Raw genomic sequence first — 23,551 nt, forward strand, 5'->3', positions numbered from 1 at the left:
AAAAAGAAAAAAAATCCCCGAAAAAAAGGTTTCGGGGATTTCTTCTGGACTGTCAGCCCGCATGCTGTTCCGGATCGGCAGGCTGCTCCGCCGTATCCGCAAACCGCTCTTCCTCGTCACGCATCCGGTGGGCGATCCGGCTTGCAGCCGCAGCCGCGATACTCGCTACGAGATCGTCCAGAAACGTGTGGATGCCGTGGCCCGTTTTCGTATCGAGCCGCTTGATAATGCCGGTTTTGTGCTTATCGAGATGGCCGAACGTCGTAATGGCGATGCTGCCATATCCGAATACGGAACCGAGCGCCAGCGTCTCATCACAGCCAAACAGGCCTTCGTCGGACGCCACGATCGACTGGAGCGGTTCGGAGAGCTGCTTCTTCTCCGCCAGCTGATCGAGCTCCACGCCGACCAGAATCGCATGCTGCAGCTCCCGCTTTTCCAGCACCGCCTTCACGCTATCCATACATTTGTCCAGCTTCAGCTCCTTGTTGTAGGGAGCTTGCATTTTATAAACGATCTGCGCGATATCCTCAAGCATCACACCGCGTTCAGCCAGCTTTCTCCAGGCCGCTTCCTTTACGTCTTTGCTATGAACACGGTTTGCCATGAGCCTTCACTCCTCGGTGTCGCCATTAGTCGCCGTTCTCAGGGCATCATCATCATGCTGCTGCTGGCCTTCGGCATTACATTGATCGGCGCGTTCGGATTTTCCTTCAACTGCTTGAGTGCCGCATCTCCCGCCGTCTGCCATTCCTTGAGCGCATCGCCGACGGTAGAGGTGCCGTCAATCGCCTTCTTGAAATATTGGAGCCCCATCGAACGGATTTGTCCGATATTTTGATACTGACGGTACACTTTGCTCATTTCGTTTTCAACCGGCGCCGGCTTCAGTGCGGTGAATGCTTTAATATTATACTGCAAACCGTCGCGCGGCTGAATATATTTCGAACGGGAAACGAGCATATTGACGCTCTTCGACTTCAAGCGGGCCCAGTCCTCGCCGTTGATGAACTTGACAAATTTCCAGGCGTCGGCCGGGTTTTGCGCTTTAGCGTTAATACCCATCAGGCCGTTGAAATAAACGTTGCCGCCAATGCCCTTTTGCTCCGGATGCGTCGGCATGGTTACAATATCCCAGTCGATCGGCGTATAACCTTTGATGTTCTGCGCGTTTTTGTTCGCTTGGATCACTTCGTTGAGCGAGTATTGCTGCCCGAGCGTCATCGCCAATCTGCCGTTCATAAAGTAGTTGTTCTGGAACGGGTTGTAACCGCCGCCGTCATCCATCGCAGCGCGCCGTACCGCATCCATTTTGCTGTAATCGATCGGTTCCGGCAGCACCTTTTCCTTGCTCAACTGGATCATGGATGTCCATACTTTTTCCCAGGACGGGGAGGCGACGGTCAAGCCGTCCACCGCATCGTTGAACATTCGCAGTTGAAGCGACGAGGTGTATGGATCCATTTCATAAAATAAATTTTCTTTGGAGCCCGAGCTGTACGTGTTAAAAGCAAAACCGTAAACCCGATTGTCACCGTCGCCTTTCGAGACGCGGCGCGCCAGATCGAACATTTCGTCCCAGGTCATGCCGTCAGTCGGGTATTTAACGCCCGCGTCGTCGAACGGCTTCTTGTTGTACATCAAGATCTGCGAGGAGAATGTCGGCGCGAGCGCGTACAGCTTCCCGTCTCCGACAGCCTTGATGCCGTCGATAACGGCCGGCACTATATCCGATACATCGAATTTGTCTTTCGTAATGTTCGTATCGAGCTGCTGCAGCATGTTGTTGGCGATCAGGTCCGGCAGTTGTTCGAAATTCATCATGACAATGTCCGGCGGATTGTCGCTGTTAAGAAGCTCCTTCATCTTCGCATACGGATCTTCCGGCTTCTCTCCCTCCGGCCGCCCGCCGTAGCGGTACTGATTCGGGTTCATCGCCGAGACGATCTCGAGCTTGATATTGGGGTTGTTGTACTCGAAAATTTCCGTAAACTGCTGGCGGAAATATTCGTCCTCCTCCGCATAATACTGCGTCGCAATGCGAAGCACACGCTCCGTTTTGTCGTCTCCCGAAGAGCCTTTATTACACGCGGCCAGTACCGGTACGGTGAGCGCCGCTACCGCAGTCAGCCCCGTTACCGTACGAAGCCATTTCGGTTTTCCGTTGTTATTCATCCGTGTTCCCCCCAAGTATATTCGGCGATTTGATCGTGATCGTCTTCCCGTCGAATTCCATCGTCGCCTTGTTCGTAATTTCGAGCGCCTGCAAAAATTCCTTCGGAATTTGCAGCCGTCCCGCCCGATCGAGCACGACATATTCCTCATGCCCTTCCTTGATGCTCTTCCGCTCGCCGTCGTCCGCGCCGAGGTTCGGATTGCGCTTGACGAACTCGGTGCTCGTCATCCCGTCGCGGATGGCGACGACCCGATCCACCTTGCTCGCCAGCGACAGATCGTGCGTTACGATGACGATCGTAACGCCTAATTCTTTGTTCATTCTGCGGAAAATGTCCATAATGAGGTCCGACGTCTGCGTATCGACAGAGCCTGTCGGCTCGTCGGCAAGCAGCAGCGACGGCCGGTTGGCCAGCGATATGGCGATGGCGACCCGCTGCTGTTCCCCGCCCGACAGCTGGAACAGCTTGTTGTGAAGCCGCTCGCCTAGGCCAACCCATTCCAGAAGCTGCTTCGCGTAGGCGCGATCGATTTTGCCGCTCAGCATCATCGGCATCTCGACGTTCTCCAGTGCGGTCAAGTAGGGCAGCAGGTTGCGCGCATTATTCTGCCAGATGAATCCAACCGTCTTGCGCTTGTATTCGACCAGCTGGTCGTCGGTAATTTTCAGCAAATCCCATTCGCCGACCCGCACTTGCCCAGCGGACGGGCGGTCGAGACCGCCCAAGATGTTCAGCATCGTCGATTTGCCGCTTCCGCTGTTTCCGATAATGGCCATCATTTCGCCGGTTTCCACCGTAATGTTAAGCCCTTGCAGCGCGACGACTTCGAGGTCGTCGGTTTTGAATATTTTGACGAGTCCTTCGCAAACGATCATCGCTTACCGCTCCTCTCCCAGCTTGACGGCTTGATGCACTCTCAGCCTGCGGATATGCAGCAGCAGCAGCGTCGCTCCCGTTACCATCATGAAAGCGACGACACCGTACAGCTGATACATGTCTTTGGCCTCGAAAATGACCCGGAACGGAGGCACCTGGGTTTTCGCATTTTCCGCCGTTTGCAGAAACGGAAGGAACAGGATGCTCGTCAGCTTGCCGATCGCAAAACCAAGCGCGATCGACAGTCCCGCAGTGAACAGCTGCTCCAGCAAAAGCATGCCGGTAAGCTGCTTCCGCGAAAGCCCCATCGCCCGCAGCACGCCGAACTGAACGACCCGGCTCGACAAATTGAAAAACCAGTAAAGCACGTAGCCGATCAGCGAAACAAGCACGGATACGAGGAAGCCCAGACTCAGAATACCGAATACGCCGCCTCTGGACGGATGCTTGCTCTGTGTAATCAGCTCGTTGCGCACATCCTTGTAATCGGCCAGCTGCATCCCTTTCGCCTGGAGCGTCTCGATAATCGGCGTCAGCTTTGCTCCTGGCTTCATTTTGAGCCATACGTCATACGGCGTAATCGGCGCCTGATCGAAGATGTAATCCAGGTTGGCGATAAAAAACGGCGACTGGTTCGGATACAGCGACGGCCAATACGGCACCGTGCCGACAATGACAAACTCCACCATTTGCTGCTGAATCGCGATCGAGATCAGATCGCCGGGCTTCAGCTGATTTTTTTTGGCGAACGATTCCGCCACAATAACGCCTTGCCCGTCAAAAGCGCCGAGCAAATTCAAATATTGCCTCGGGTGGGCCGGGAACAGATCATTGCGGAACCAAGCCACATCGGCGAAATCGATATTTTCGATGCCCATAACCGTTCCTTGGCCGAGCGATTTGCCGGATACGACCACGTTGCCTTTCGTTTGCAGCACTCGAGCGGCATGCTCGACACCCTCGAGTGTACGATACATTTCGAACGGCGGTTCCATGTAGAGCATTTTGGAGTTGGTCTGCTCTCCTCCGCCCTGGCCCCCTTGGCCTCCGCCTTGGCCTCCTTGGCCGCCTCCCTGACCACCTTGGCCTCCTTGGCCTCCTTGGCCTCCTTGACCGCCTTGGCCACCCTGACCTCCGTTACCTTGGCCTTGCCCGTCAGACGGCGGCGTCATCTCCGAGTAAGCTTCCCAAACCGGCTGAAGCACGACATCCGTGCCGAATTGGTATAAGGTGCGTTCCGTCGAGTTCAGATCGATCGTCCGCGCCGCGGAGGAATTGTACACCCCGAGTCCGAGCGTAAGGATCAGCAGCAGCATAAGCGGATAATAAGCCTTGGACGACCTGGACAGCTGCGTCAGCGTCAAGTAGATCGGCACCGGCAAAAACGTTTTGCCTAGCCAGCCTGCGAGCTTGAGCAGCCACGGGAACAGCCTTAGGAAAAACAGCCCGAGCGCGAAGATGGACAAAGCTGGCACGAAAAACAGCAGCGGATGCACTTGCAGCTGGTCGTTCGACAAGCCCGTTTTCGCCGATAATACCTGATAATTCTGGAACGTATAATAGCCGTAACCTGCCAAAGCGACAAGCGCGATATCAAGAAACCAGCGCTGCCATACGGGCTTCCGGTCCGATCGGGCAAGCTGCTGCTTGTAGTTTACGATCGACGACCGCGCGAACGAGACGGCGGGAATGACGCTGGCGACAATCGCCAGTGCGACCGCGGCAACGCCGTAGAGCAGCGCCTCCGGCGTAACGCCGACAGGGACCGCCTTCCGGTCGACAAACGCAAGGAACCCGTTCGACGAACCGATGCCTTTGGCCATCATCCAGCCGATCGCCGGCCCGATTACAAGCGCAATAGCACCGAGCAGCAGCCCTTCGAGCAAATACACCCAAATAATTTGCCTGGTGCTGCCGCCGCGGCTGCGCAAAACGGCAATGTCGCTTCGCTGTCGGTCGAGCGACTGGCGAGCATTCATAACGATGTAATAAAACACCATTGCGATCATCGGCGCCGCCAGCGTAAACAACATCATCTGCATTTGCAGGCTTTGCGTCCGGAACTCGGACAACATCTCTTTGAACGAAAAATCGACCTTCGTTTCCTTCAGCTTCTGGTAGAGCGTAATGTCGAGACGTTCAAGCTTGTTCGTTAGATCGGTCAACTGGCTCGTTTTGATTTCACGCAAATCGAAGGCGTAATACCAATTGGCCAGGTTGAGAGGAATTTTTTTCTGCGTGAGCAGGTCATTCTGGAATACTTCTTCGCTGACGATCAGACTGCTCAGAAGCCCTTCGAAGCCTTGGTACCAATACGGATCATTCTCCTGCTTCGGCTTGAACGAGCCAACGACTTTCACCTTGAGCGGAGCGATTCCGAGTCCGCCCGTTAGCGGGTAATTGAATTCGTCACCGACCCGAAAGTCTCCTCTGTACAAAGCTTCCTCGAACACGACCGCCTCGATGACCCCGTTCTTCACCTGATTCGAGAACGGATTGCCGCTGCTCATCTCGATATGATCGTCCAGGTTGCTCCACGCCGCTATCGACATCTGGCGGCGCTTGCTCGGATCCGTCTTCGTCGGATCGACCGGCGTCACCTGCGAGCTGCGAATGGAGTAGGTTCGCACGTATGTAGTGAACGGAAAAGCGATTTGTTTCGGTATGTCGTCCCTGATGTAGGCGTCGACTTCTTTCAGCGCATCCAGATCCGCTTTGTCCGCCCCTATCGCCTGATAGCGGATCAGCGTCGATCCCGGCGGCAAGCCGTCCGTATTGTCGAGCAGCGTTTTTGCGACGACGCGTTTAAGCGACCCGTCGGAATACATCGGGATACTCGTCGTGAACGAAACCGCAACGATAAGCCCGAGCAGCGTGCTGAGCGTCATCCAGCGGTTGTTCCACATTTTGCGGTACAAAAATCGGAGCATTGGCATAGGCGTTATCTCCCCACCACTTTTTGCCCCGGCTGCAAGCCTTTGACGATTTCCACCTCGGTGGACGTTTGCTGGCCGATTTCGACGTCAACCTCACGCTTGGCGCCTTTCTCGTCTACAACCTGGACGTAATTGCGTCCGGAGTAGGAGCGGAGCGCGGCCGCCGGAATGACGATAGCGTTCTCCTTACGCTGGGAAATGACGGAAACACTGAGCGGCGTTCCCCTCTTCAGCCCTTCCGGAAACGGATTGAGCGCTACGAGCAAATATTTGTCGATCGAGTCTTTCTGCTGGCCTGGGGCCATCGGGCCTTGGCCGTTATTTTCCGTTTTCGGAAGCGGCAGCTGCGCCACCGTCCCTTTATGCTGACCCGCGGAGTTGATGTCTACGATAACTTCCATGCCGATAGCGACCTTCTTCAGATCGTCGGCCGACAATTCCGCCGCGACCGTGAGCGAGTTCAAATCGGCGAGAACGGCGATATCGTCGTAGCCTTTGATGTTGTCGCCCTTCTTGACCGCTACCGAGACGATCGTGCCGTCGAACGGCGCCGTCAGCTTCGCCGAGGCGATCGATTGTTCCAGCTTGCCGAGCTCTTCCTTTTTCAGCTCGAAGGCGATTTTCGCTTGTTCCAGCTCCTCCGCCGACTTGGAGCCGTCGTTTTTGCGCAGCAGCTCGATCATATGCAGCTCCTCGCTGCGCTGCTGCAGCCTTTTTTGCCGCAGATCATTCTCCAGCGTCGTTACGTCCAGCTCGGCGATGAGCTGTCCCGCCTTGACGGCATCGCCCGTTTTGACATAAATGTCCTTCAACCTTTTCGTATCTTCCTGCGTAAAATACAGCGTTTCTTCCTTGGTCGACAGCAGTCTGCCGGCGCCGCGCTGCTTCGTTTCGAGCGTCGTCGTTTTCACTTCATAGACGGGCTTCTCGGAAAGCTTCGGCGGCGCGATCGCCGGAAGCACTTCTTCCTCTTCTTCCTTCGGGAGCAGCGAACAGCCTGAAGCAGCCGTAAGCGAGACCGTTAGTGCGATCGCAAGCATCGTTTTATGTATGGATGAATTTTCCGTCCACCATTTGGTAAACATGGTCGGCTACCTCCAAAATCGTAGGGTCGTGAGTCGTCATGCAGATCGTTACCTGCTCCGTCCGAATAATATCCTTAAATACGGACATAACTTGGGCGCCCATCTGCGAGTCGAGTTCTGCAGTCGGTTCGTCGGCCAGCAGCATCGTCGGCCGGTGTGCGATCGCCTTGGCGATGGCTACCCGCTGCTGCTCGCCTCCGGACAGCTCGAAAGGCCGGTGATGCATCCGTTTGCCAAGGCCGACAAGCTCCAGGCAATGCTGCACACGCGGCTTCCACTGGGAGCGCGGCACACCGGCCATGCGGAGCGAGAGTTCGACATTTTCCCAGGCGGATAACAGCGGCATGAGCGCAAACGACTGAAAAATGAAGCCGATTCGCTTCCTCCTCACTTCCGTGCGTTTATCGTCGTTCCACTGATGAAACGGCTGTCCCATAAAAAATATTTCTCCACGGTCCGGTTGATCCAAACCGCCGATCATATTGAGCAGCGTTGTTTTGCCGGAGCCCGAACGGCCTCTCAGCATAACGAGCCGGTTAGGCGTAAGCTCCATGTCGATCCCTTTAAGCACGTGAAGCTGTCTGCCGCCGACGTGAAACGACCTCTCCACACCGCGCACCGTCAGGATCGGCTCCGCCGCTTTCGTTTCTTGATGGTCCTGCACCGGAACAAGCAGCGGCGTATACACGCCGGTATCTGCCGAGGTTGCTGCGGCGCTTTGCTCCGCGGCCTCCTCGAGGGCCGTCACGCTCTCGTCTCCGGGCGGCGCTGCGGTCGGCAACGTTCCCTTATCTTTGTTTACGGCGAAACGGTTCAGCCACCCCATTCACTAGTTCTCCTCCTATCCGGATGTTCATAAAGCATTCATCAAAGGAATAGACGTCATAAGCTTAAAAAAAGTTACACCATTTTCTATAATTTTGCATTTTTGACCGACTGAAACGAACAATTGGGTACGAAGTCCCATTTCCGCTTCGATAACTTGGCGGCACCGGCCATTTTTGTAAGACTCCTGTAAGATGGCTTCTATATAATTAAGAAAAAAGTTCTGAGGTTATGGAGGTAACAGTATGGGGATTAAACAAGGCTTGCGCGCAGCGACAGCTATTATTGCATTATGCTTCTGGAGTACGGCCGCTTACGCTGCGGATATTAAACCATATACCGCGGATACCGTTCAGCCGTACACAGCTGACTCCGTTCAGCCGTACAAAGCCGATCCTGTCCAGCCGTACAAGGCCGATCCTGTCCAGCCGTACAAGGCCGACTCCGTTCAGCCGTACAAGGCCGATTCCGTTCAGCCGTACAAGGCCGATCCCGTTCAGCCGTACAAGGCAGACTCTGTTCAGCCGTTCACGGCCGATCCTGTCCAATCTTCTAAGCCGGACAAACCGACACTGGTACTCCAGCTTGACAGCAAGCACGTTTATGCCAGTGAAAAGCAAGGCTACATTCCAGCAGCGCCAACGCTAGTAGGCGATACGACGATGGTTCCGCTTCGGTTTATCAGTGAACAGCTTGAAGCGATCGTTTCTTACGACGACGCAACAAAAGAAGTTACACTTACGCTGCGAGACAAAACAATCAACCTGAGAATCGGAGATTCCATCGCCATTGTCCAAGGCAAAAGAGCCGAACTGAGCATGCCGCCAACCCTTATTGACGATACGACATTCATCCCGCTTCGCTTCGTAAGTGAAGCACTCGGTCAAACGATCAGCTACAACGCGGAAACGAGACAAATCGGCATCAACATCGCAAGCGGAGAATTACCTACTTATTTGTCATACAACACACCGCCGCCACCAGCGCCGGCCTACGTTTCGAACGAGCCGACACCTTCTCGATCCGAAAGCCCGGACGGCGGAGCATCATCGAACGGCCCCTTGTTCGATTTGCGCGACGGCTTGCAGTTTCAGGAAGGATTTTGGAACTCGGGCAACTTTTTGATCAAGTGGTGAAAGGAACTATTTTAATCCCTAGTATTTCGGTCAGAAATAGTTTACAATAGCCGTAAATGAACCGGGTAGCAGAAAGGAGACCGACTCATCATGGCTAAACGAAAATGGATTTTGATCCCCTTGCTTGCCATTGTGGCGGTCATCGTAGCCGTATACGGTCAAAAGGATCGGGAGAACATCGCGGAAGCGAAGCCGTACGTGCCGCAGCCGCTTATTATCCTGAACGGCGATACGATCACGTACAATGATGCGCCAGACTGCCACTGATTAGAAGCGCACTAGCCCCTCCGCCATATTGGCGAAGGGGCTTCGTTTGTTCCACATAACTCATTTCGTTCTCATCCTGTTAAACCGGTAACCGGTAAAAGGCTGCTGCATTCGCTCCCCATAGTCCGTCTCCCGCCGTTTCTTCCCAGCCGGAAGGCAGCAGCGCCGCTAAACTGTCGTACACTTGCCCATACGTCGCCGACAGCAGGCATACGGGCCAATCGCTCCCGAATAACACGCGCTGCGGGCCGAACAGCTCCAGCGCAGCTTCCACATACGGCTTCCAGTCGAGTATCGACCAGGGGGCCGCGCGCTCGGGCACCATGCCCGACAGCTTGCAGCTCATATTCGGATATTCGGCCAGACGGGCCATCGCCCACTCCCAGTCGCCGAACTTCTCGCCGTAGACCGGCTTGGCGATATGATCGATGACGGCGGTAAGCTGCGGAACGTGCTCCATCAGCTTTATGGCGCTGTCCAGCAAAAACGGGCGAAGCTGGAGGTCGATCGGAAACCGCTCCTGTTCAAGATGGCGCATCGAGGTACGAACATCGCGCCGCAGCAGCCAGTCAGCGGGCAAGTCTTGAATCATCGGGCGCAACCCGACGAATCGTGGATGCAGGCGCAGCCCCGCCAGTTCCTCCTCGAAGCGAGCCGACTCGAAGTCGAGCCAGCCGACTACGCCCGCTATACTGCGGTGAGATTCGCTAAGCTTCAGCAGGTACAACGTTTCGTCCACCGTTGGCGCCGCTTGTACGGCAACCGAATAACGGAACTGATATTGTTTGAGCAGCGGTTCGAGCTGCCGGGGCAAATAATCCCGGTACAAAATGCCTCGCTCCTTAGTCAGCCAGCCGTAATCTCCCCGCTGCGGCTCCCAGTAATGCTGGTGGGCGTCGATCCTCATCATACGCCCCACAAAACGTCGGTATAGTAATAAAACGCTCCCGGCGAAGTCGTCTGACGGGTCGATACCGGCAGCACGTACACCTCGAGCGGGTTGCCGCCACGGACGGCTTCCACCTCGATCTCATGATCGCCGGCGTCAAGCTCCAACTCGAACCATTGCTGGCGCGGCGCACGATGGAATGCCGGCATGAAAGCAAGCGTCTCCTTGCATTCGATCACATCTTCGCCATTTAGTCGCAGCGTTACCGGGGCGTTTGCGGCCGCAATGATCCGCATTTGTCTCCGAGCAGGATTTCGCATGGTCGTACGAGCCGTATACACGCCGTCGCTCTCTTCGCCGACAGCGCTGCTCCAGTCCAGACGATTACCCGGCATAAATGCCTGAACGGCCTCCCCGCCATCCGGACCGGACACATGCCAGCTCGATGCTCGCACAAGTGTGAAGGCTACCCGCTGCTCGTTCCACGGCGAATGGTCGTGGCTTCGGCTCCACACAAACTCCAGACGGTTCACGCTTCGCACGTCGTTCGATGCGCGAATTTCCGCCTCCCAGTCGAGCGATTCGCCCGGCTCCAGCGAAATGCTCTGCGCGGACGATCCCGACCAGCCTTCCGGCAAAACAAGCGCGACGCTTCCTTCCAGCGGAACGCCCGAACGGTTCGTGAAACGGAAAGCGATTTTTGTCGCTTGCCCCGCTCCGATTGCCGGACCGCTTGGTCCGTAATCAACGGTCAGCTCTGCATCCGGGCAGCCTATCGTTCCTTGCGGCAGCCTATAGCGGTTGCCTGTCACTCCGCGCTCCCACAGCTCGGCCGGTGGCGCCGCGGCGCCGTCTTCCCTATTCCAAGAAGTCGGCAAGTCCGGATGGACGATGATACCGGTGTCCCAGGCGGCCAATATTTGCTTGCCCATACGAATCGTCCGTTTCGTCAGCTCGTCCAGATTTTTCGGCGCGGGGAAGCCCTTGATCGGGGGGCTGACGACCACCCGCTCCCCGACCGGCGCCACCCATTTCTCCGGCAGCGCATCCGGTCCGAGCAGCATGCCGAGAATGGCGCCAAGCGTAGCGGCGGTGCAGTCCGTGTCGTAGCCGCAGTTGACCGCCTTCAGAATCGCATCCTCGAAGCTTTCGCCGTACAACCAGCCAAGAATGGTGAAGGCGATATTTTGCGGAGCGTCGGTGAAGTTGGAATGGCCGTGATGCTTCAGCACAAGCTCGCGCGCTTCCTTCCAATCGTACCCTTCCTTATGCCAGCGGATCAGATCGCGCAAGGCGAGGGCGGTCCGGCAGTCTTGCGGAATATAGGTCAGCCCGATCTCGATCAGCCTGTCCCGGTCCTTCTCCATAAACACGGCGCTTTCAAGCGCGGCAAAAAACATTTCCCCGTAAACGCCCTCGCCTCCGGCATGGTCGACGATCGCATCCTCATATGCATACCGGGCAGCCACTTCAGGAGCTCCGGGTGCGGCCATCGCCCATATTTCGGAGCGGATCGGCGAGCCCATGCAGTTCGTAAACGGATTGCCAAACCAGCCCGCTACCGGAGGAAGCAGCCCTCTGCGCAAATTAGCCAGCGCGTAGCCGTATTCGTCGAACGGGAAAAAGACGTGTTCCGTCCATTCCTGCCCAAGCTCCCGGGCCGTCAAGGACGGACCGTACTGCTCCAGCGCGTGCAGCCAGACGAGCTGCAAGTCGAGATCGTCGTTCTCCAGCGGCCCATCCGGCAGCTTCGGGTAAAACGTCAGCGAAAGCAGCTCCTTTCGCCCTTCGACCGGCGCGCCGAGCGTGCCTCCGATATTTTTGCCCAGCCAGCCGCCATAAACGATTCGGTAATAGTCGTTTTCGTTCAAAATGCTGATCCCCACGCGAAACCCTCCTACATGCGCATCTGCGAATGTTATAATAATCCCATCACGATTGATTATAGGAAGGTGCGGCCCGGCGCACCATGAACTGGATTAAGATTTCGCAGCAAAAAACATCGGAGGAAAACAGCCCATGTATTATTCCATGTCCCGTTTATCGATTCTGGACGTCAAGTGGACGGATTTGCTCGATACCAAGACAAACCCTTCGTTTTTCGGCCGCGATCACTATAACCCGTACTATGAGCTTATCCTCGTAGCGGAAGGAGAAGTTCATCTGCGGGCGGGGAGCAAACAGCTGACGCTCGGCATGGGCGACTCGTATTTGCTGATGCCGTGGGAGCAGCATGGGGGCTGGAAGCCGGGCACCGAAAACGGCGGCACCTTTTTTTGGGTGCAATTTTCGTGTTCACCGGGCATGAACCAATTCGTCCTGAATCGCGCTGCCGATCTTAATATTGTCCATGCCGAGCGAACGGAGCTTCGAACCGTGGAAGGACGGCACGAGGACCTGCTCGTTCTCCCGCGCGAATACCGGAACAGGGGCAGGTACAGGCTGCTCGATCTGTTCGAGCGGCTCGTCAAGACGATGAATCAGCCGGAAGGCTATTTCCGGTTTCAGGCAACGCTGCTGCTGGCCGAAATGCTGCAAACGATCGCGACCGACTTTCTGGAGCAAAGCCATCTCGACACCGCCTTTCCCGCGTCGTATATTACGTTCCGCAAGCTCGTCAATTATTTGAACAACGGCTATGAGGCGGAACTGACGAAGGAACGGCTGGAGCAGGCGACGGACCGCAAATACGAATATTTGTGCCAGGTGTTCAAAAAATACGCGGATACGACGATCCATCATTACATCCGGCAGCTTCGCGTGCAGCGGGCGAAACATTTGCTGCTTCATTCGGACAAGCCGCTCCAGACGATCGCAAGCGAAATCGGCTACCAGGAGCCGTTTTATTTCAGCCGCATCTTCAAAAAGCTTGAAGGGGTATCGCCTCAGCATTACCGCGAAAAAATTGCCGGGCAGCGCGAGGAGAGCAATCGGCTATGAATCGCGCCGCTACGCCCTCATAACCATCGCGCCAACGTTTGTGATATGATGAACGAAACGATCCTGCTATCTTTCCTATTTAAGGGGCTTATAATCGATGAACCGAGACATTCAACAGTTTAAATCGGAATTTTTCAAAGCGCTGGCGCATCCGATGCGCATTCGCATCCTCGAACTGCTGTGCGAAGGCGAGAAAAACGTGAACGAGCTGCAAGCGATTCTGGGCAGCGAAGGCTCCGCCGTATCCCAGCAGCTCGCCGTGCTGCGCAACAAAAACGTCGTCAGTGCCACCAAGGAGGGCACCTCCGTCATTTATTCGCTGCGGGACCCGCTCATCCGGGACTTGCTTGCGGTAGCGCGGCAAATTTTCGATAACCATTTGGTCGACGCCATCTCGCTGCTGGAAACGATCCGAAACGAATAAACGGCCGAAACGACAAGGTAGTCTTGAATCCGCTCAAGATTACCTTGTTTTTGCTTGGCAAACCGCCGTTTTCGAGCATTCTCCCCCTATATTTGTTCATTGACAAGACGGAATGCCGGGAGTATATTCCTCATATATTCAAATAATCAAATATATGAAGAAAAAGAAGGTTGTACACAATGAAGCTGCCGGACAGATGGGACGGGTATAACGCCAGCTTATTTCGACGCGATCTTGTGGCAGGACTCATCGTAGCCATTATCGCCATTCCGCTTGGAATGGCTTTTGCCATTGCGTCCGGAGTGAAGCCGCAGTACGGGATTTACACGACGATTATCGCCGGGTTTTGCATATCGCTGTTCGGCGGCTCCCGGTATCAGATCGGCGGGCCGACCGGGGCGTTCGTTCCGGTCTTATTCGCCGTCGTCATGCAGTATGGGTACGAAAACCTGCTGATCGCCGGAGCGATGGCGGGCGTGCTGCTGCTCCTGATGGGTCTCTTCAAGCTGGGGGCGCTGATCCGATTCATCCCCCACCCGGTTACCGTCGGTTTTACAGCCGGTATAGCCGTCATCATTTTTACCGGACAAATTGCGAACTTTCTAGGCCTTACCGGCATCCAAAAACATGAGGACTTTGTTTCCAATATGAAAGAGATCCTCGTCCATATCGGATCGGTGAACGTTTACAGCGTCGCCACGGCCTTGATCTGTCTCGCCTCCATTCTCCTGGCGACCAAATATATGCCGAAGGTGCCCGGTTCGCTGATCGGCCTCGCCTTGTCCAGTCTCATCAGCTACTGGCTGTTTGCAGGCGAGGTCGCCACGATCGGCTCGACTTACGGAACAATTCCCAGCGCCCTCCCGAGCCTGCACATGCCGGAGCTGACACTGGAAAAAATCCGCATGCTGCTCCCGCCCGCTTTTGTCATCGCACTGCTCGGCGGCATCGAATCGCTGCTCTCGGCCGTCGTCGCCGACGGCATGACCGGCAAGCGCCATAACAGCAATCGCGAGCTGATCGGGCAAGGCATCGCCAACCTCGTCACCCCGCTTTTCGGCGGTATTCCGGCTACCGGGGCGATCGCGCGGACGGCGGCGAATATTAAGACCGGAGCGGCCAGCCCGCTCTCCGGCATGGTTCACAGTGCTGTCGTGCTGCTTATTCTGCTGTTGTTCGCTCCCTACGCCTCCCATATTCCGCTGGCGGGCATGGCGCCGATCCTGATGGTCGTCGCCTGGAATATGAGCGAGCGGCGCAAGTTCATTCATGTCGCCAAAACGAAATCGACCGACTCCATCGTCCTGACCGCAACGTTCCTGCTTACCGTCCTGACCGACCTGACAACGGCCGTCGAAATCGGATTGCTGCTGGCAGCGATTTTCTTCATCAAACGGATGGCCGAGACACTCACCGTATCGAAGGTGCTGCCCGACCGGAGCGACAAGCACGAGAAGGTGCGGGCCGCCGCCGTTAGCAGCAGCCACGATTGCCCGCAAATCGCCATCTATACCGTCGAGGGGGCCCTTTTTTTCGGCGCCGCAACCGGGTTTGAGAGATCCTTATCGGCCTTGAACAGCCAAGAGCCGCTGATCGTGCTGCTGCGGATGGGCAAAGTGCCTTTTATGGACACAACCGGGGAAGCGAATTTGGCGGAGATGGTGAAACAGACCGAGAAATACGGAGGAATCGTCCTCATCTCGGGCATTCAGCCGCAGCCGAAAGATGTGCTGATGAAGACGGGACTCGCTGCGCGCATTCGGCCGGATCATTTTTTCGAGCGTACGGGCGAAGCGATCGGTTATGCGCTGACCCGGCTGAATCGGGAACGGTGTGCGGGCTGCCGGCATTTCGCTTTCCGCGAATGTTATGCGCTGTCCGGTGCGGAATCTGCTAGCAGCAATCCCGCTGAACCGAAAGAATCGTACCGAGTCGGCGTCTGATCTCCCATCGATCATCTTCCGCTCGGACTATCCGAATCGGCCCGTTGGCATATCTCCTTTATTTTCTGTCATATAGGCCAAGAAGTCGGCCCGCGCCTCCTCTATAATGGATGGCAAGTATAGACGGAAGCGCAGATTCGCAGGCGCTGCAGAAGGAGAGAACCTCACTTGGATAAAATATGGCGCGCACGCTGGATTATGGACGAAAGCTTCCTCGGCCAAAGGCCGATCGATTTGTATCACAAGGAGTTCGAGAAGGATCGTCCCCCCGTACACCACCGGGAAGACTTGAAAAATATCCATATGCTGACCCGCAAGTCGTTCAGCTTGAACGCCGCTCCGCGCGAAGCGATACTGGACATTACCGCCGATGACTATTATAAGGTTTATGTGAACGGCCGTTTCGTCGGTCAAGGACCTGCGCAGGGCAATTATTATCACTATTTCTATAATCGTTACGACGTGACGGACTACTTGCAGTCCGGTGAGAATACGATTGCCGTTCACGTCTATTACCAAGGGCTCGTGTGCCGCGCCTACAACAGCGCAGAATATCGTCAAGGTCTTATAGCGGAGCTGGCTGTAGACGGACAGTTCGCGCTCGGTACCGACTCCACCTGGAAGACGGAACGCGCCCGCGAATACGAAAGCGGCGGCATTATCGGCTATAACACACAGTTTTTGGAACATGTAGATAACCGTCTCAAAAAAACAGGCTGGCGTGAAACCGGCTACGACGATTCGGCATGGGGATATGCAGCCGAACATATCGCGGACGATCACCGTTTGTTCGTGCAGCCTACTCCCCCGCTTGCCGTATACACGGTAAAACCCGTCAAAGTAACGCCTTTAACGGAGGACGGCGGCTATTTGCTGGATTTCGGGGAGGAGCGAACCGGTCAATTCCGGATGAGCGCTTATGGCGGAGCAGGACAGACGGTCGAAATCCGCTGCGGAGAAGAATTGCTGGACGACGGCCGAGTCCGCTACGGCATGCGCTGCAATTGCAGCTACAAAGAGACTTGGACGCTGTCAGGCGCGGAGACGGACGAGTTGGAATTTTACGACTATAAGGCATTTCGCTATGTCGAGGTGCTTCCGGCCCCGGGTGTCCGCGTACAGGAGACCAGCTTCGCCGTCGACGTCCGGCACTACCCGCTTGACGAGTCGGCGCTGCAATTTGCAAGCTCCGATCCGATGCTCGATCAAATTTGGTCGATTTGTAAAAAAGGAGTGCAGTACGGCTCTCAAGAAACGTTCGTCGACTGCCCCTCCCGGGAGAAAGGCCAATATCTCGGCGACAATACGATCATCGCGAACACTCATAGCTACGTCTCCGGCGATCTGCGCCTGTTCCGCAAATCGCTGCTCGATTTCGCTCTGCTCGCACCGCGGGTATGTCCCGGCTTGACGGCGGTTGCCCCCGGCCACTTTATGCAGGAGTTCGCCGACTATTCGCTGCAATATCCGCTGCAGCTGCTGGACTATTACCGCCATACCGGTGACGAGGCTTTCGTGCGCGACATGCTGCCGACAGCCGAGCGGATGGTCGCCCATTTTGCTGGGTTTCGCCGAGAAGATGGCCTGATCCGCATCCAGGACAAGCCGAATCTCGTGGACTGGCCGTACAATATGCGGGACGACTACGATTTTAGACTGGCGAATCCGATCGGCGACGGGTACCATAACGTCATTAATGCCTTTTACTACGGCGCGATGCTGGCGGTATCCGAACTCCGTGCCCTGCTGGACATCCGGGATAGGCCGGCCTACGAGCTGCGAAGCTTCAAGCAATCGTTCCGCCAGGCGTTCCTCGACCGATCCGGGAAACGGTTCGTCGATGCCGAAGGCTCGGCGCATTCTTCCTTGCATGCCAACGCGCTGCCGCTCCTGTTCGGGCTGACGGAGAAAGACGACCGGGAAGGCGTCATCCGGCTTATCCGCGAGAAACGGTTAAGCTGCGGCGTTTATATGGCTTACTTCGTGCTTAAAGCACTGGCTGGCGCCGGCGAACATGAATTGGTATACGAGCTGATCCGTTCGGAGGATTTGCATTCGTGGAGCACGATGGTGAAGGAAGGGGCTACGACCTGCTTCGAGGTATGGGCCAAAGATTTAAAGCCGAATACGAGTCTGTGCCATCCTTGGGCCAGCGCTCCGATTCCGCTGTTCATCGAAGAAATTGCCGGAATCAAACCTGCCGCGCCGGGATGGACAGCCGTATCGTTCAAGCCTCGCCTGCCAGCAGAACTGGACAGCATCGAGTTGTCGTTCCGCATTCCGGCGGGAACCATCCGCTTCCGTTATGAGAACGGCGAGGCCACGCTCGACGTCCCAGACGGTATCCCGGTACAAAGGTAAATAACAGGCTAAAACGAGCCGTCGCAGCCCGATCCCCTGGGCTTGCGGCGGTTTGTGCCGTTTGGGAGGGAACGTTACAAATAGCTCGTCAATTCAAACAAGTCGTTCACGATGCCGAGCGGCTTCGGCTCCCCGGGCACAGCTGCACCCTTTCTGTTCAGCCAAACGGCATTCATGCCGCAGCGTATCGGTCCCTCCACGTCGTTTTTCCACGAGTCCCCCACGAACAGCACCTGCTCCGGCTTGACCCGAAAGCGCTCCAGGACGTGTGCGTATATACCCGGGGACGGCTTCTCGCAGCCGACATCCTCGGATACGATAATCGCTTCATCCGCGAAAAGCGGCCGGAGCCCGAGCGCTTCGATCTTTTCGAGCTGCCAGCTTCTCGTTCCGTTCGTAACGATGCCAAGCGTGTAACGTGCGGATAACTGCGTCAGAAACCGCACCAGCTCAGGACTCGCTTTCATATATTCCCGGCTTATGTCCATGAGCATCGTATTAAAATCGTCCGCCGTATCCATATCGATAGGTCTGTCATACTTGTCCAGCGCATGAATCAGCCGCAAATTCCGAAACTCGCGCAAAGTGATCTGCTGCCGATCGTACTGCGCTTCGAATTGTCCGTTCATCTCCATAAAATTATCGAACAACCGCTTCTGCTCCAGATCCTTCGTACAAGAATGCCGGGTCAACGTAGCGAGCAAGCTGTCGTTCCAATAATCGTCGAAATGAATCAGCGTATCGTCCAGATCGAACAAAATGGTGTGAATAGGCTGCATCGTTTGCACTCATTTCCAAGTATATTGTAATAGATGGCAGATTACTGCGGCTATAATCGCCTCTTGCTTCATCTAAGCGGGTGCTTAACCATCTTCCCATTGCGGATTCCAAACCACTTCCCACAGATGCCCGTCCGGATCTTGAAAGTAACCCGAATAACCGCCCCAGAATGTGACGTGCGCAGGCACCGTGATCGTCGCGCCCGCTTGCCGCGCTTGTTCCATGACGGCATCCACTTCCTCCCGGCTCCCTACATTATGGCCGATCGTGAACTCTGTCGCACTCGGTGCGGCGGCAGTAAGCTTCGTGTCATGTGCAATATCACGCCTCTTCCATAACGCCAGCCTGAGTCCGTCCTGCATATCGAAAAAAGCAACGGCCCCATGCTCGAATTCCGTACCGACGATGCCTTCCGTCGAAAACCCAAGCCCGTCGCGATAAAATTGCACGGCCGCTTCCAAATCGTCAACACCCAAAGTGAGAACCGTTACTCTCGGTTTCATCCTAATCCCGCCCTTAATCGTTATTGTGATCGTGATCCAAAATCGCAGCCCGGCTTAACTTAACCTGCTCGAACATATGACCGATGTTGCCTTCTCCCGCATACAGCGACATGTCAAAAAAGTTAAAATCCAGTTCGGACCAGTACAGCTCATTTTCGTCTCCCGAAACGCAAACCTCATATTTCAGCCTGCCTGCATAAACCTCTACGTAGCAATCTTGTAAATAATAAGTAAAATCCATCACATGCAGCAAGGTAATAGCTTCTTTCGAAATGCCGGTTTCTTCCTGCAATTCCCGGTACGCGGCTTCCAAGCCCGGCTCGTCTTTTTCGATTTTGCCGCCAACCAGATTGCTCAAGCCTTTGTACGGATCTTTGCGCCTTTTGCACATGAGCAAACGGGTCGTATCCGGGCTGAACACCATTACTACGTTATATCCCTGCATTCAGGTCGTCCTCCAGTTTCTCGTGCGGTTCTCCCCATTCTACTATACTATCCTTTGCAATAGTTGGAAAATGAAGCGGGAGGCGTGCAAAGTTAGCGATCCCTTTGCAGCCTCCCAATCGATTCAATCTCACAAGTTTATACAGCGGAAGCGAATCTGCCGAACCGCAGCCCGGTTAACGGGAACGGCCGCTCTTGCCGATTTTGCTGGCGGATGCCCATTCGCGGGCTTTCGCGCGGCATTCCCTTACACTCAGATTCTGAAATACGGGCTGAAGCCGGAGCAGGTCCATCCTCGCTTCATATTCCGTGCTTGGCTTCGTAAGCCGTTTCTCGTCATAGTAAACTGCGAACAAGTTCATCCGACCTCCCGATCGATTCATAGTATCGCCGATCCAATCCCGTTCACACGGCTTTCGGCCTAAAAACGAATCCGCGGCGATTATCCCTCCATAATCTCGTATGTTTGCATTGTCCGGATTATGCGGACATGGGGCGGGTTTTCTCGAATTTATCGCAAATATTATTAGTATTTTATCATAACAAGAACATTTGTTCTACACCATTTTCGCCCCAACGACAAAAAGCCCCTACGGTTGGAGAGGCTGCAGCTTGTCGTTACACCGTTCAAGCCCAGAGTTAGCCGTCGGACGGACCGGGCTTCCATCCCGCTGCTTGCGACCATTCGTGGGCTTTCCGCAGAATTGCCCAGACTATCGGTCCTTTGCCTTCCACATACATGGCGCGATTATCGCGGTAAAGCTCCATGAGCCGATGCTTTTCCAGCGCGTAATCCATGCAGTCCTTAGGGTGCCCGCGCAAGTAATCCCGGAACAACAGCGTCATCTGCTCCGCAAAGCTGCCCGCTTGCCTGACGTGGATATGGGTACGCCGCTTTCCCGGCTTTTCGCGGAAGTACCGCTTCGTCCTGTCGGGATTGTCCGCCCTGAATTCCAAACCCGCTTCCTCCAGCCTGGGTCCCCAGATCGCCATATCGTCAAAACGCTCCACCGAAATCTGGATGTCGATAATCGGCTTGGCATCCAGCCCGGCAATCGAAGTCGAGCCTACATGATCGATTCGAAGAGCCGCTGTTCCGAGCAGCTGCCTAAGCGGCAATGCCGTTTCGAGAAAAAGGCCGTTCCACTCCGGATCGTGTTTCACTAATCTCCAGCCGTCTTCCATCGCTTGTTTTCCTCCGCAGTTCGCAGATTTAGAAGATGATCATCCGATCGTGAGGCGGTCAAGTAATACTTATCACCTGACCATCGGTCATCCGCACAAGTTCGTCTGGCGTTAGCTCGAATACCGCCTTCGGGTGACCGGCGGCAGCCCATAACGTCTTGAAGCTGAGCAGATCTTCGTCGATAAAAGTCAGCAGTTTGTCCCGATGGCCGACCGGCGCCACACCTCCGATGACGAAGCCGGTGCGTTCGCGCACGAAATCCGCATCCGCCTTGACCAGCTTCTCTTGTACGATAGCGGAAACGTGCTTCTCATTGACGCGATTCGCTCCGCTCGCGACAACGAGCAGAGGCCGGTCCGATTGCGATAACCGGAAAATAATCGATTTGGCAATTTGCGCAGCGGCGCAGCCGATCGCATCCGCCGCTTCCTGAGCCGTACGCGCGCTATCCGGCAGCTCTATAACCCGGTTAGAGTACCCTAGCTCCTTCAATCGGTCCTGCACTTGCTGAGCGCTTTCTTTCAGCGGGTTTGACATGTTTGGTTTCTCCCTCTCTTTCTCTGATCCGATTTACGTATTCAATAAACGTCGGCGTAATGCATCGTGATATGCAGAACCGCTAGGCGATCGGATTCGTTCATGTAGCTGTGCGGGACACTTCCGGCAAAACGGATAGCTTGCATGGCTCCCAGCGTATACGCCTCTCCGTTCACTTCGATCCGAAAGACTCCCGAAACGACCGCGATATATTCCCGAACGCCCGTTCGATGCGGGGATGACGTGTAACGGCCGCCCGGATCAACTTCCATTGTAAACGTCTCGATCCGCGTTTGAGGATCGAAAGGAAACAGCACGTACACTCGGCACGTTCCATTATCCTCGGTCACATCCGGTACGTCCTTCCTGGCGGCAATCGTAACGGCCGCATCATCGTCCTTAAGCAGGGAAGAGAACGAAATGTTCAGACCGGTGGCGATCTTCCAAACGGTTGTCACGGTCGGCTGCAGGTCGCCCCGCTCGATCTGGTGCAGCGTCCCCTTGCTCACATTCGTCAAGCCGGCCGCTTTGTCCAAGCTAAGTCCCATTTGCTTGCGAATGCTTTGCAAATTGTGCCCGATGCGAACATGGATCGGTATCGTGTCCATGAAAACGGCATCCCCCTCTCATCATTTCGTTTAGTATACTATACAAATATAACTCAATACAATACAAAAAAAGGCCTGCCGGCAATCGGCAGACCCATAGGTTAAAGCGACCCATCAAGTCCCGCAGAACGTTCGGTATGGACTCGTCGAGCTTGTAGGCAGCACATAGCAATCGTCCTGAGCCACAGAATAATCATAAGGCTTCGCGAGTGCGTCAAGAAGCTTCTCGAGCGGACTGTAGTTCCCTTCCTCCGCCGCGGCCTCCAACGCTTCCTCGACCCGGTGATTGCGAGGGATTACCGCCGGATTGCTGGTGCGCATCAGCTCAAGCGACAACGCTTTCGACTCCGACTGCCGATTCAGGCGCGCCTGCCTCATCTCCTGCCACCGGGTGAACGGCTCGGTGCCGAACAGAACCGTACGCTCCGGCTGCTCCATCGTCAAAGCGCGAAACGTATTGGTATAGTCCGCTCGATGGCTCTGCATCATACGCAAAAGGCTGTCAATCAGCGATTCGTCTTCGGGCTCCTCGCCAAACAAGCCGAGTTTGGCTCTCATACCTGCTAGCCAATAACGCGGATACAGCTTCGTAAATCCGGCTATTTCCGCTTCGGCCAGCTTGATCGCCTGCTCCTCGTCTTCATGCAGCAGCGGCAGCAGTGCTTCCGCGAATCTCGCAAGATTCCATGCGGCAATGCGCGGCTGATTGCCGTACGCATAACGCCCGTTTTGGTCGATAGAGCTGAATACCGTAGCAGGATCGTAGGCATCCATAAAAGCGCAAGGCCCGTAATCGATCGTTTCCCCGCAAATCGACATATTGTCGGTGTTCATGACCCCATGGATAAAGCCGACAAGCTGCCATTTGGCGATAAGCGACGCCTGGCGCTCGATCACGCCTCGAAGCAGAGCGAGGTAGCGGTTCCCGTCCGCCGCAAGCGCATCCGGGTAATGTCTGTGCAAGGCGTAATCGGCCAATGCCCGAAGCTCCTCGGTTGTTCCCCGGTACGAAGCGAACTGGAACGTGCCGACGCGCAAATGACTGGAAGCAACGCGAGTCAAAACGGCTCCGGGCAGCTCGGCTTCCCGACGGATGGCTTCTCCGGTCGTCACAACGGCCAAGCTGCGGGTCGTCGCAATGCCAAGCGCGTGCATCGCTTCGCTAATGATATATTCCCGCAGCATCGGTCCGAGCGCAGCGCGTCCGTCGCCTCTTCGGGAGTACGGCGTCGGGCCGGAGCCCTTGAGCTGAATATCGACTCGCTTGCCTGACGGTGTGATCTGCTCGCCGAGCAGCAGTGCCCGCCCGTCCCCGAGCATCGCAAAATGACCGAATTGGTGCCCTGCATAAGCCTGAGCCAGTGGCTCCGCCCCTTCGGGAATCCGGTTGCCGGCCAGCACCTCCACGCCATCTGCCGCCTCAAGCGCTTCGGCGTTAAGTCCAAGCGACGCAGCCAGCGCTCGATTCAGAACGGCCAGCCGGGGCGCGCTTACCGGCTCCGGGATCATTTTCGTATAAAACATATTCGGCAGCCGGGCATAGCTGTTGTCCAGGTTCCACCCTGCTCCTGCGATCTTGTTCGTGTTCGTCATCGTATCTCCTTATGGATCGTCCTCTTATTACCAAAAGGACT

22 protein-coding genes are annotated in these 23,551 nt (G+C 55.6%); 6 read left to right on the top strand and 16 right to left on the bottom strand.

Annotation, left to right across the window (positions count from 1 at the left end; genetic code table 11):
- Positions 1-52 precede the first annotated feature (52 nt).
- From D7M11_RS02400 to D7M11_RS02425, 6 genes are read right to left on the bottom strand one after another with little or no spacing between them, the layout of a single operon-like run.
- A complete protein-coding gene (locus D7M11_RS02400) occupies positions 53-607 on the bottom strand; it encodes a phosphatidylglycerophosphatase A family protein (protein ID WP_120745531.1) in 555 nt (184 codons plus the stop codon).
- Positions 608-645: 38 nt separating this feature from the next.
- A complete protein-coding gene (locus D7M11_RS02405; RefSeq protein ID WP_120745532.1) occupies positions 646-2,175 on the bottom strand; it encodes an ABC transporter substrate-binding protein in 1,530 nt (509 codons plus the stop codon).
- The gene (locus tag D7M11_RS02410) at positions 2,168-3,052 is read right to left on the bottom strand and encodes an ABC transporter ATP-binding protein (RefSeq protein ID WP_120745533.1); all 885 of its coding nucleotides are present in this window, start codon (positions 3,050-3,052) and stop codon (positions 2,168-2,170) included. The genes D7M11_RS02405 and D7M11_RS02410 overlap by 8 nt, the downstream gene beginning before the upstream one ends.
- Positions 3,053-3,055: 3 nt before the next feature.
- Positions 3,056-5,989: an ABC transporter permease gene (locus tag D7M11_RS02415; RefSeq protein ID WP_120745534.1), complete on the bottom strand. Its 2,934-nt coding sequence runs from the start codon at positions 5,987-5,989 to the stop codon at positions 3,056-3,058.
- A gap of 5 nt (positions 5,990-5,994) precedes the next feature.
- Positions 5,995-7,074: an efflux RND transporter periplasmic adaptor subunit gene (locus D7M11_RS02420; RefSeq protein WP_120745535.1), complete on the bottom strand. Its 1,080-nt coding sequence runs from the start codon at positions 7,072-7,074 to the stop codon at positions 5,995-5,997.
- On the bottom strand, positions 7,034-7,900 hold the full coding sequence (locus D7M11_RS02425) for an ABC transporter ATP-binding protein (protein ID WP_240040924.1): 867 nt from the start codon (positions 7,898-7,900) through the stop codon (positions 7,034-7,036). The genes D7M11_RS02420 and D7M11_RS02425 overlap by 41 nt, the downstream gene beginning before the upstream one ends.
- A 244-nt stretch (positions 7,901-8,144) precedes the next feature.
- On the opposite strand from D7M11_RS02425, the gene D7M11_RS02430 reads away from it, so the two are divergent.
- Together D7M11_RS02430 and D7M11_RS36265 are read left to right on the top strand one after the other, a co-directional pair.
- Positions 8,145-9,035, top strand: coding sequence for a copper amine oxidase N-terminal domain-containing protein (locus D7M11_RS02430; protein WP_120745536.1), 891 nt, complete (start codon positions 8,145-8,147; stop codon positions 9,033-9,035).
- A gap of 90 nt (positions 9,036-9,125) precedes the next feature.
- The gene (locus tag D7M11_RS36265) at positions 9,126-9,302 is read left to right on the top strand and encodes a hypothetical protein (protein WP_158606391.1); all 177 of its coding nucleotides are present in this window, start codon (positions 9,126-9,128) and stop codon (positions 9,300-9,302) included.
- A 79-nt stretch (positions 9,303-9,381) separates the two neighbouring features.
- On the opposite strand, the gene D7M11_RS02435 is transcribed toward D7M11_RS36265, so the two are convergent.
- Both D7M11_RS02435 and D7M11_RS02440 read right to left on the bottom strand, forming a co-directional pair.
- On the bottom strand, positions 9,382-10,212 hold the full coding sequence (locus D7M11_RS02435; RefSeq protein ID WP_120745537.1) for an amidohydrolase family protein: 831 nt from the start codon (positions 10,210-10,212) through the stop codon (positions 9,382-9,384).
- Positions 10,209-12,077, bottom strand: a complete 1,869-nt coding sequence (locus D7M11_RS02440) for an ADP-ribosylglycohydrolase family protein (RefSeq protein WP_158606392.1) — start codon at positions 12,075-12,077, stop codon at positions 10,209-10,211. The genes D7M11_RS02435 and D7M11_RS02440 overlap by 4 nt, the downstream gene beginning before the upstream one ends.
- A 145-nt stretch (positions 12,078-12,222) precedes the next feature.
- Here D7M11_RS02440 and D7M11_RS02445 point away from each other — a divergent pair, with 145 nt between their 5' ends.
- From D7M11_RS02445 to D7M11_RS02460, 4 genes are all read left to right on the top strand, one after another.
- Positions 12,223-13,131 carry an AraC family transcriptional regulator gene (locus D7M11_RS02445; protein ID WP_205127016.1) on the top strand — a complete coding sequence of 303 codons (909 nt, stop codon included), beginning with the start codon at positions 12,223-12,225 and terminating at the stop codon, positions 13,129-13,131.
- Between the two features lie 97 nt (positions 13,132-13,228).
- Complete coding sequence (locus tag D7M11_RS02450) at positions 13,229-13,555, top strand: ArsR/SmtB family transcription factor (RefSeq protein WP_120745540.1); 327 nt, start codon at positions 13,229-13,231, stop codon at positions 13,553-13,555.
- 179 nt (positions 13,556-13,734) lie between these two features.
- Positions 13,735-15,498, top strand: a complete 1,764-nt coding sequence (locus D7M11_RS02455; RefSeq protein WP_120745541.1) for a SulP family inorganic anion transporter — start codon at positions 13,735-13,737, stop codon at positions 15,496-15,498.
- A gap of 168 nt (positions 15,499-15,666) precedes the next feature.
- Positions 15,667-17,859: a family 78 glycoside hydrolase catalytic domain gene (locus tag D7M11_RS02460; protein ID WP_120745542.1), complete on the top strand. Its 2,193-nt coding sequence runs from the start codon at positions 15,667-15,669 to the stop codon at positions 17,857-17,859.
- 74 nt (positions 17,860-17,933) lie between these two features.
- On the opposite strand, the gene D7M11_RS02465 is transcribed toward D7M11_RS02460, so the two are convergent.
- The 8 genes from D7M11_RS02465 to D7M11_RS02500 form a co-directional block, all read right to left on the bottom strand.
- Positions 17,934-18,638 (bottom strand): HAD family hydrolase, encoded by a 705-nt coding sequence (locus D7M11_RS02465; RefSeq protein WP_120745543.1) that lies wholly within the window; start codon positions 18,636-18,638, stop codon positions 17,934-17,936.
- A gap of 84 nt (positions 18,639-18,722) precedes the next feature.
- Positions 18,723-19,142 (bottom strand): VOC family protein, encoded by a 420-nt coding sequence (locus D7M11_RS02470; protein WP_120745544.1) that lies wholly within the window; start codon positions 19,140-19,142, stop codon positions 18,723-18,725.
- Positions 19,143-19,155: 13 nt separating this feature from the next.
- Complete coding sequence (locus D7M11_RS02475) at positions 19,156-19,587, bottom strand: NUDIX hydrolase (RefSeq protein ID WP_120745545.1); 432 nt, start codon at positions 19,585-19,587, stop codon at positions 19,156-19,158.
- A 175-nt stretch (positions 19,588-19,762) separates the two neighbouring features.
- Positions 19,763-19,969 (bottom strand): hypothetical protein, encoded by a 207-nt coding sequence (locus D7M11_RS02480; protein WP_205127017.1) that lies wholly within the window; start codon positions 19,967-19,969, stop codon positions 19,763-19,765.
- Positions 19,970-20,225: 256 nt separating this feature from the next.
- The gene (locus D7M11_RS02485) at positions 20,226-20,771 is read right to left on the bottom strand and encodes a GrpB family protein (RefSeq protein WP_120745547.1); all 546 of its coding nucleotides are present in this window, start codon (positions 20,769-20,771) and stop codon (positions 20,226-20,228) included.
- A gap of 58 nt (positions 20,772-20,829) precedes the next feature.
- The gene (locus D7M11_RS02490; protein ID WP_120745548.1) at positions 20,830-21,309 is read right to left on the bottom strand and encodes a YbaK/EbsC family protein; all 480 of its coding nucleotides are present in this window, start codon (positions 21,307-21,309) and stop codon (positions 20,830-20,832) included.
- Between the two features lie 41 nt (positions 21,310-21,350).
- Positions 21,351-21,917, bottom strand: a complete 567-nt coding sequence (locus D7M11_RS02495) for a helix-turn-helix domain-containing protein (protein WP_120745549.1) — start codon at positions 21,915-21,917, stop codon at positions 21,351-21,353.
- 114 nt (positions 21,918-22,031) lie between these two features.
- Entirely contained in the window at positions 22,032-23,510 is a 1,479-nt protein-coding gene (locus D7M11_RS02500; protein ID WP_120745550.1) for a protein adenylyltransferase SelO, read from the bottom strand.
- Between the last annotated feature and the right edge of the window lie 41 nt (positions 23,511-23,551).

Origin of the sequence: Paenibacillus ginsengarvi (assembly GCF_003626695.1) — a bacterium.
In the GTDB taxonomy this organism is placed as follows: domain Bacteria; phylum Bacillota; class Bacilli; order Paenibacillales; family NBRC-103111; genus Paenibacillus_AB; species Paenibacillus_AB ginsengarvi.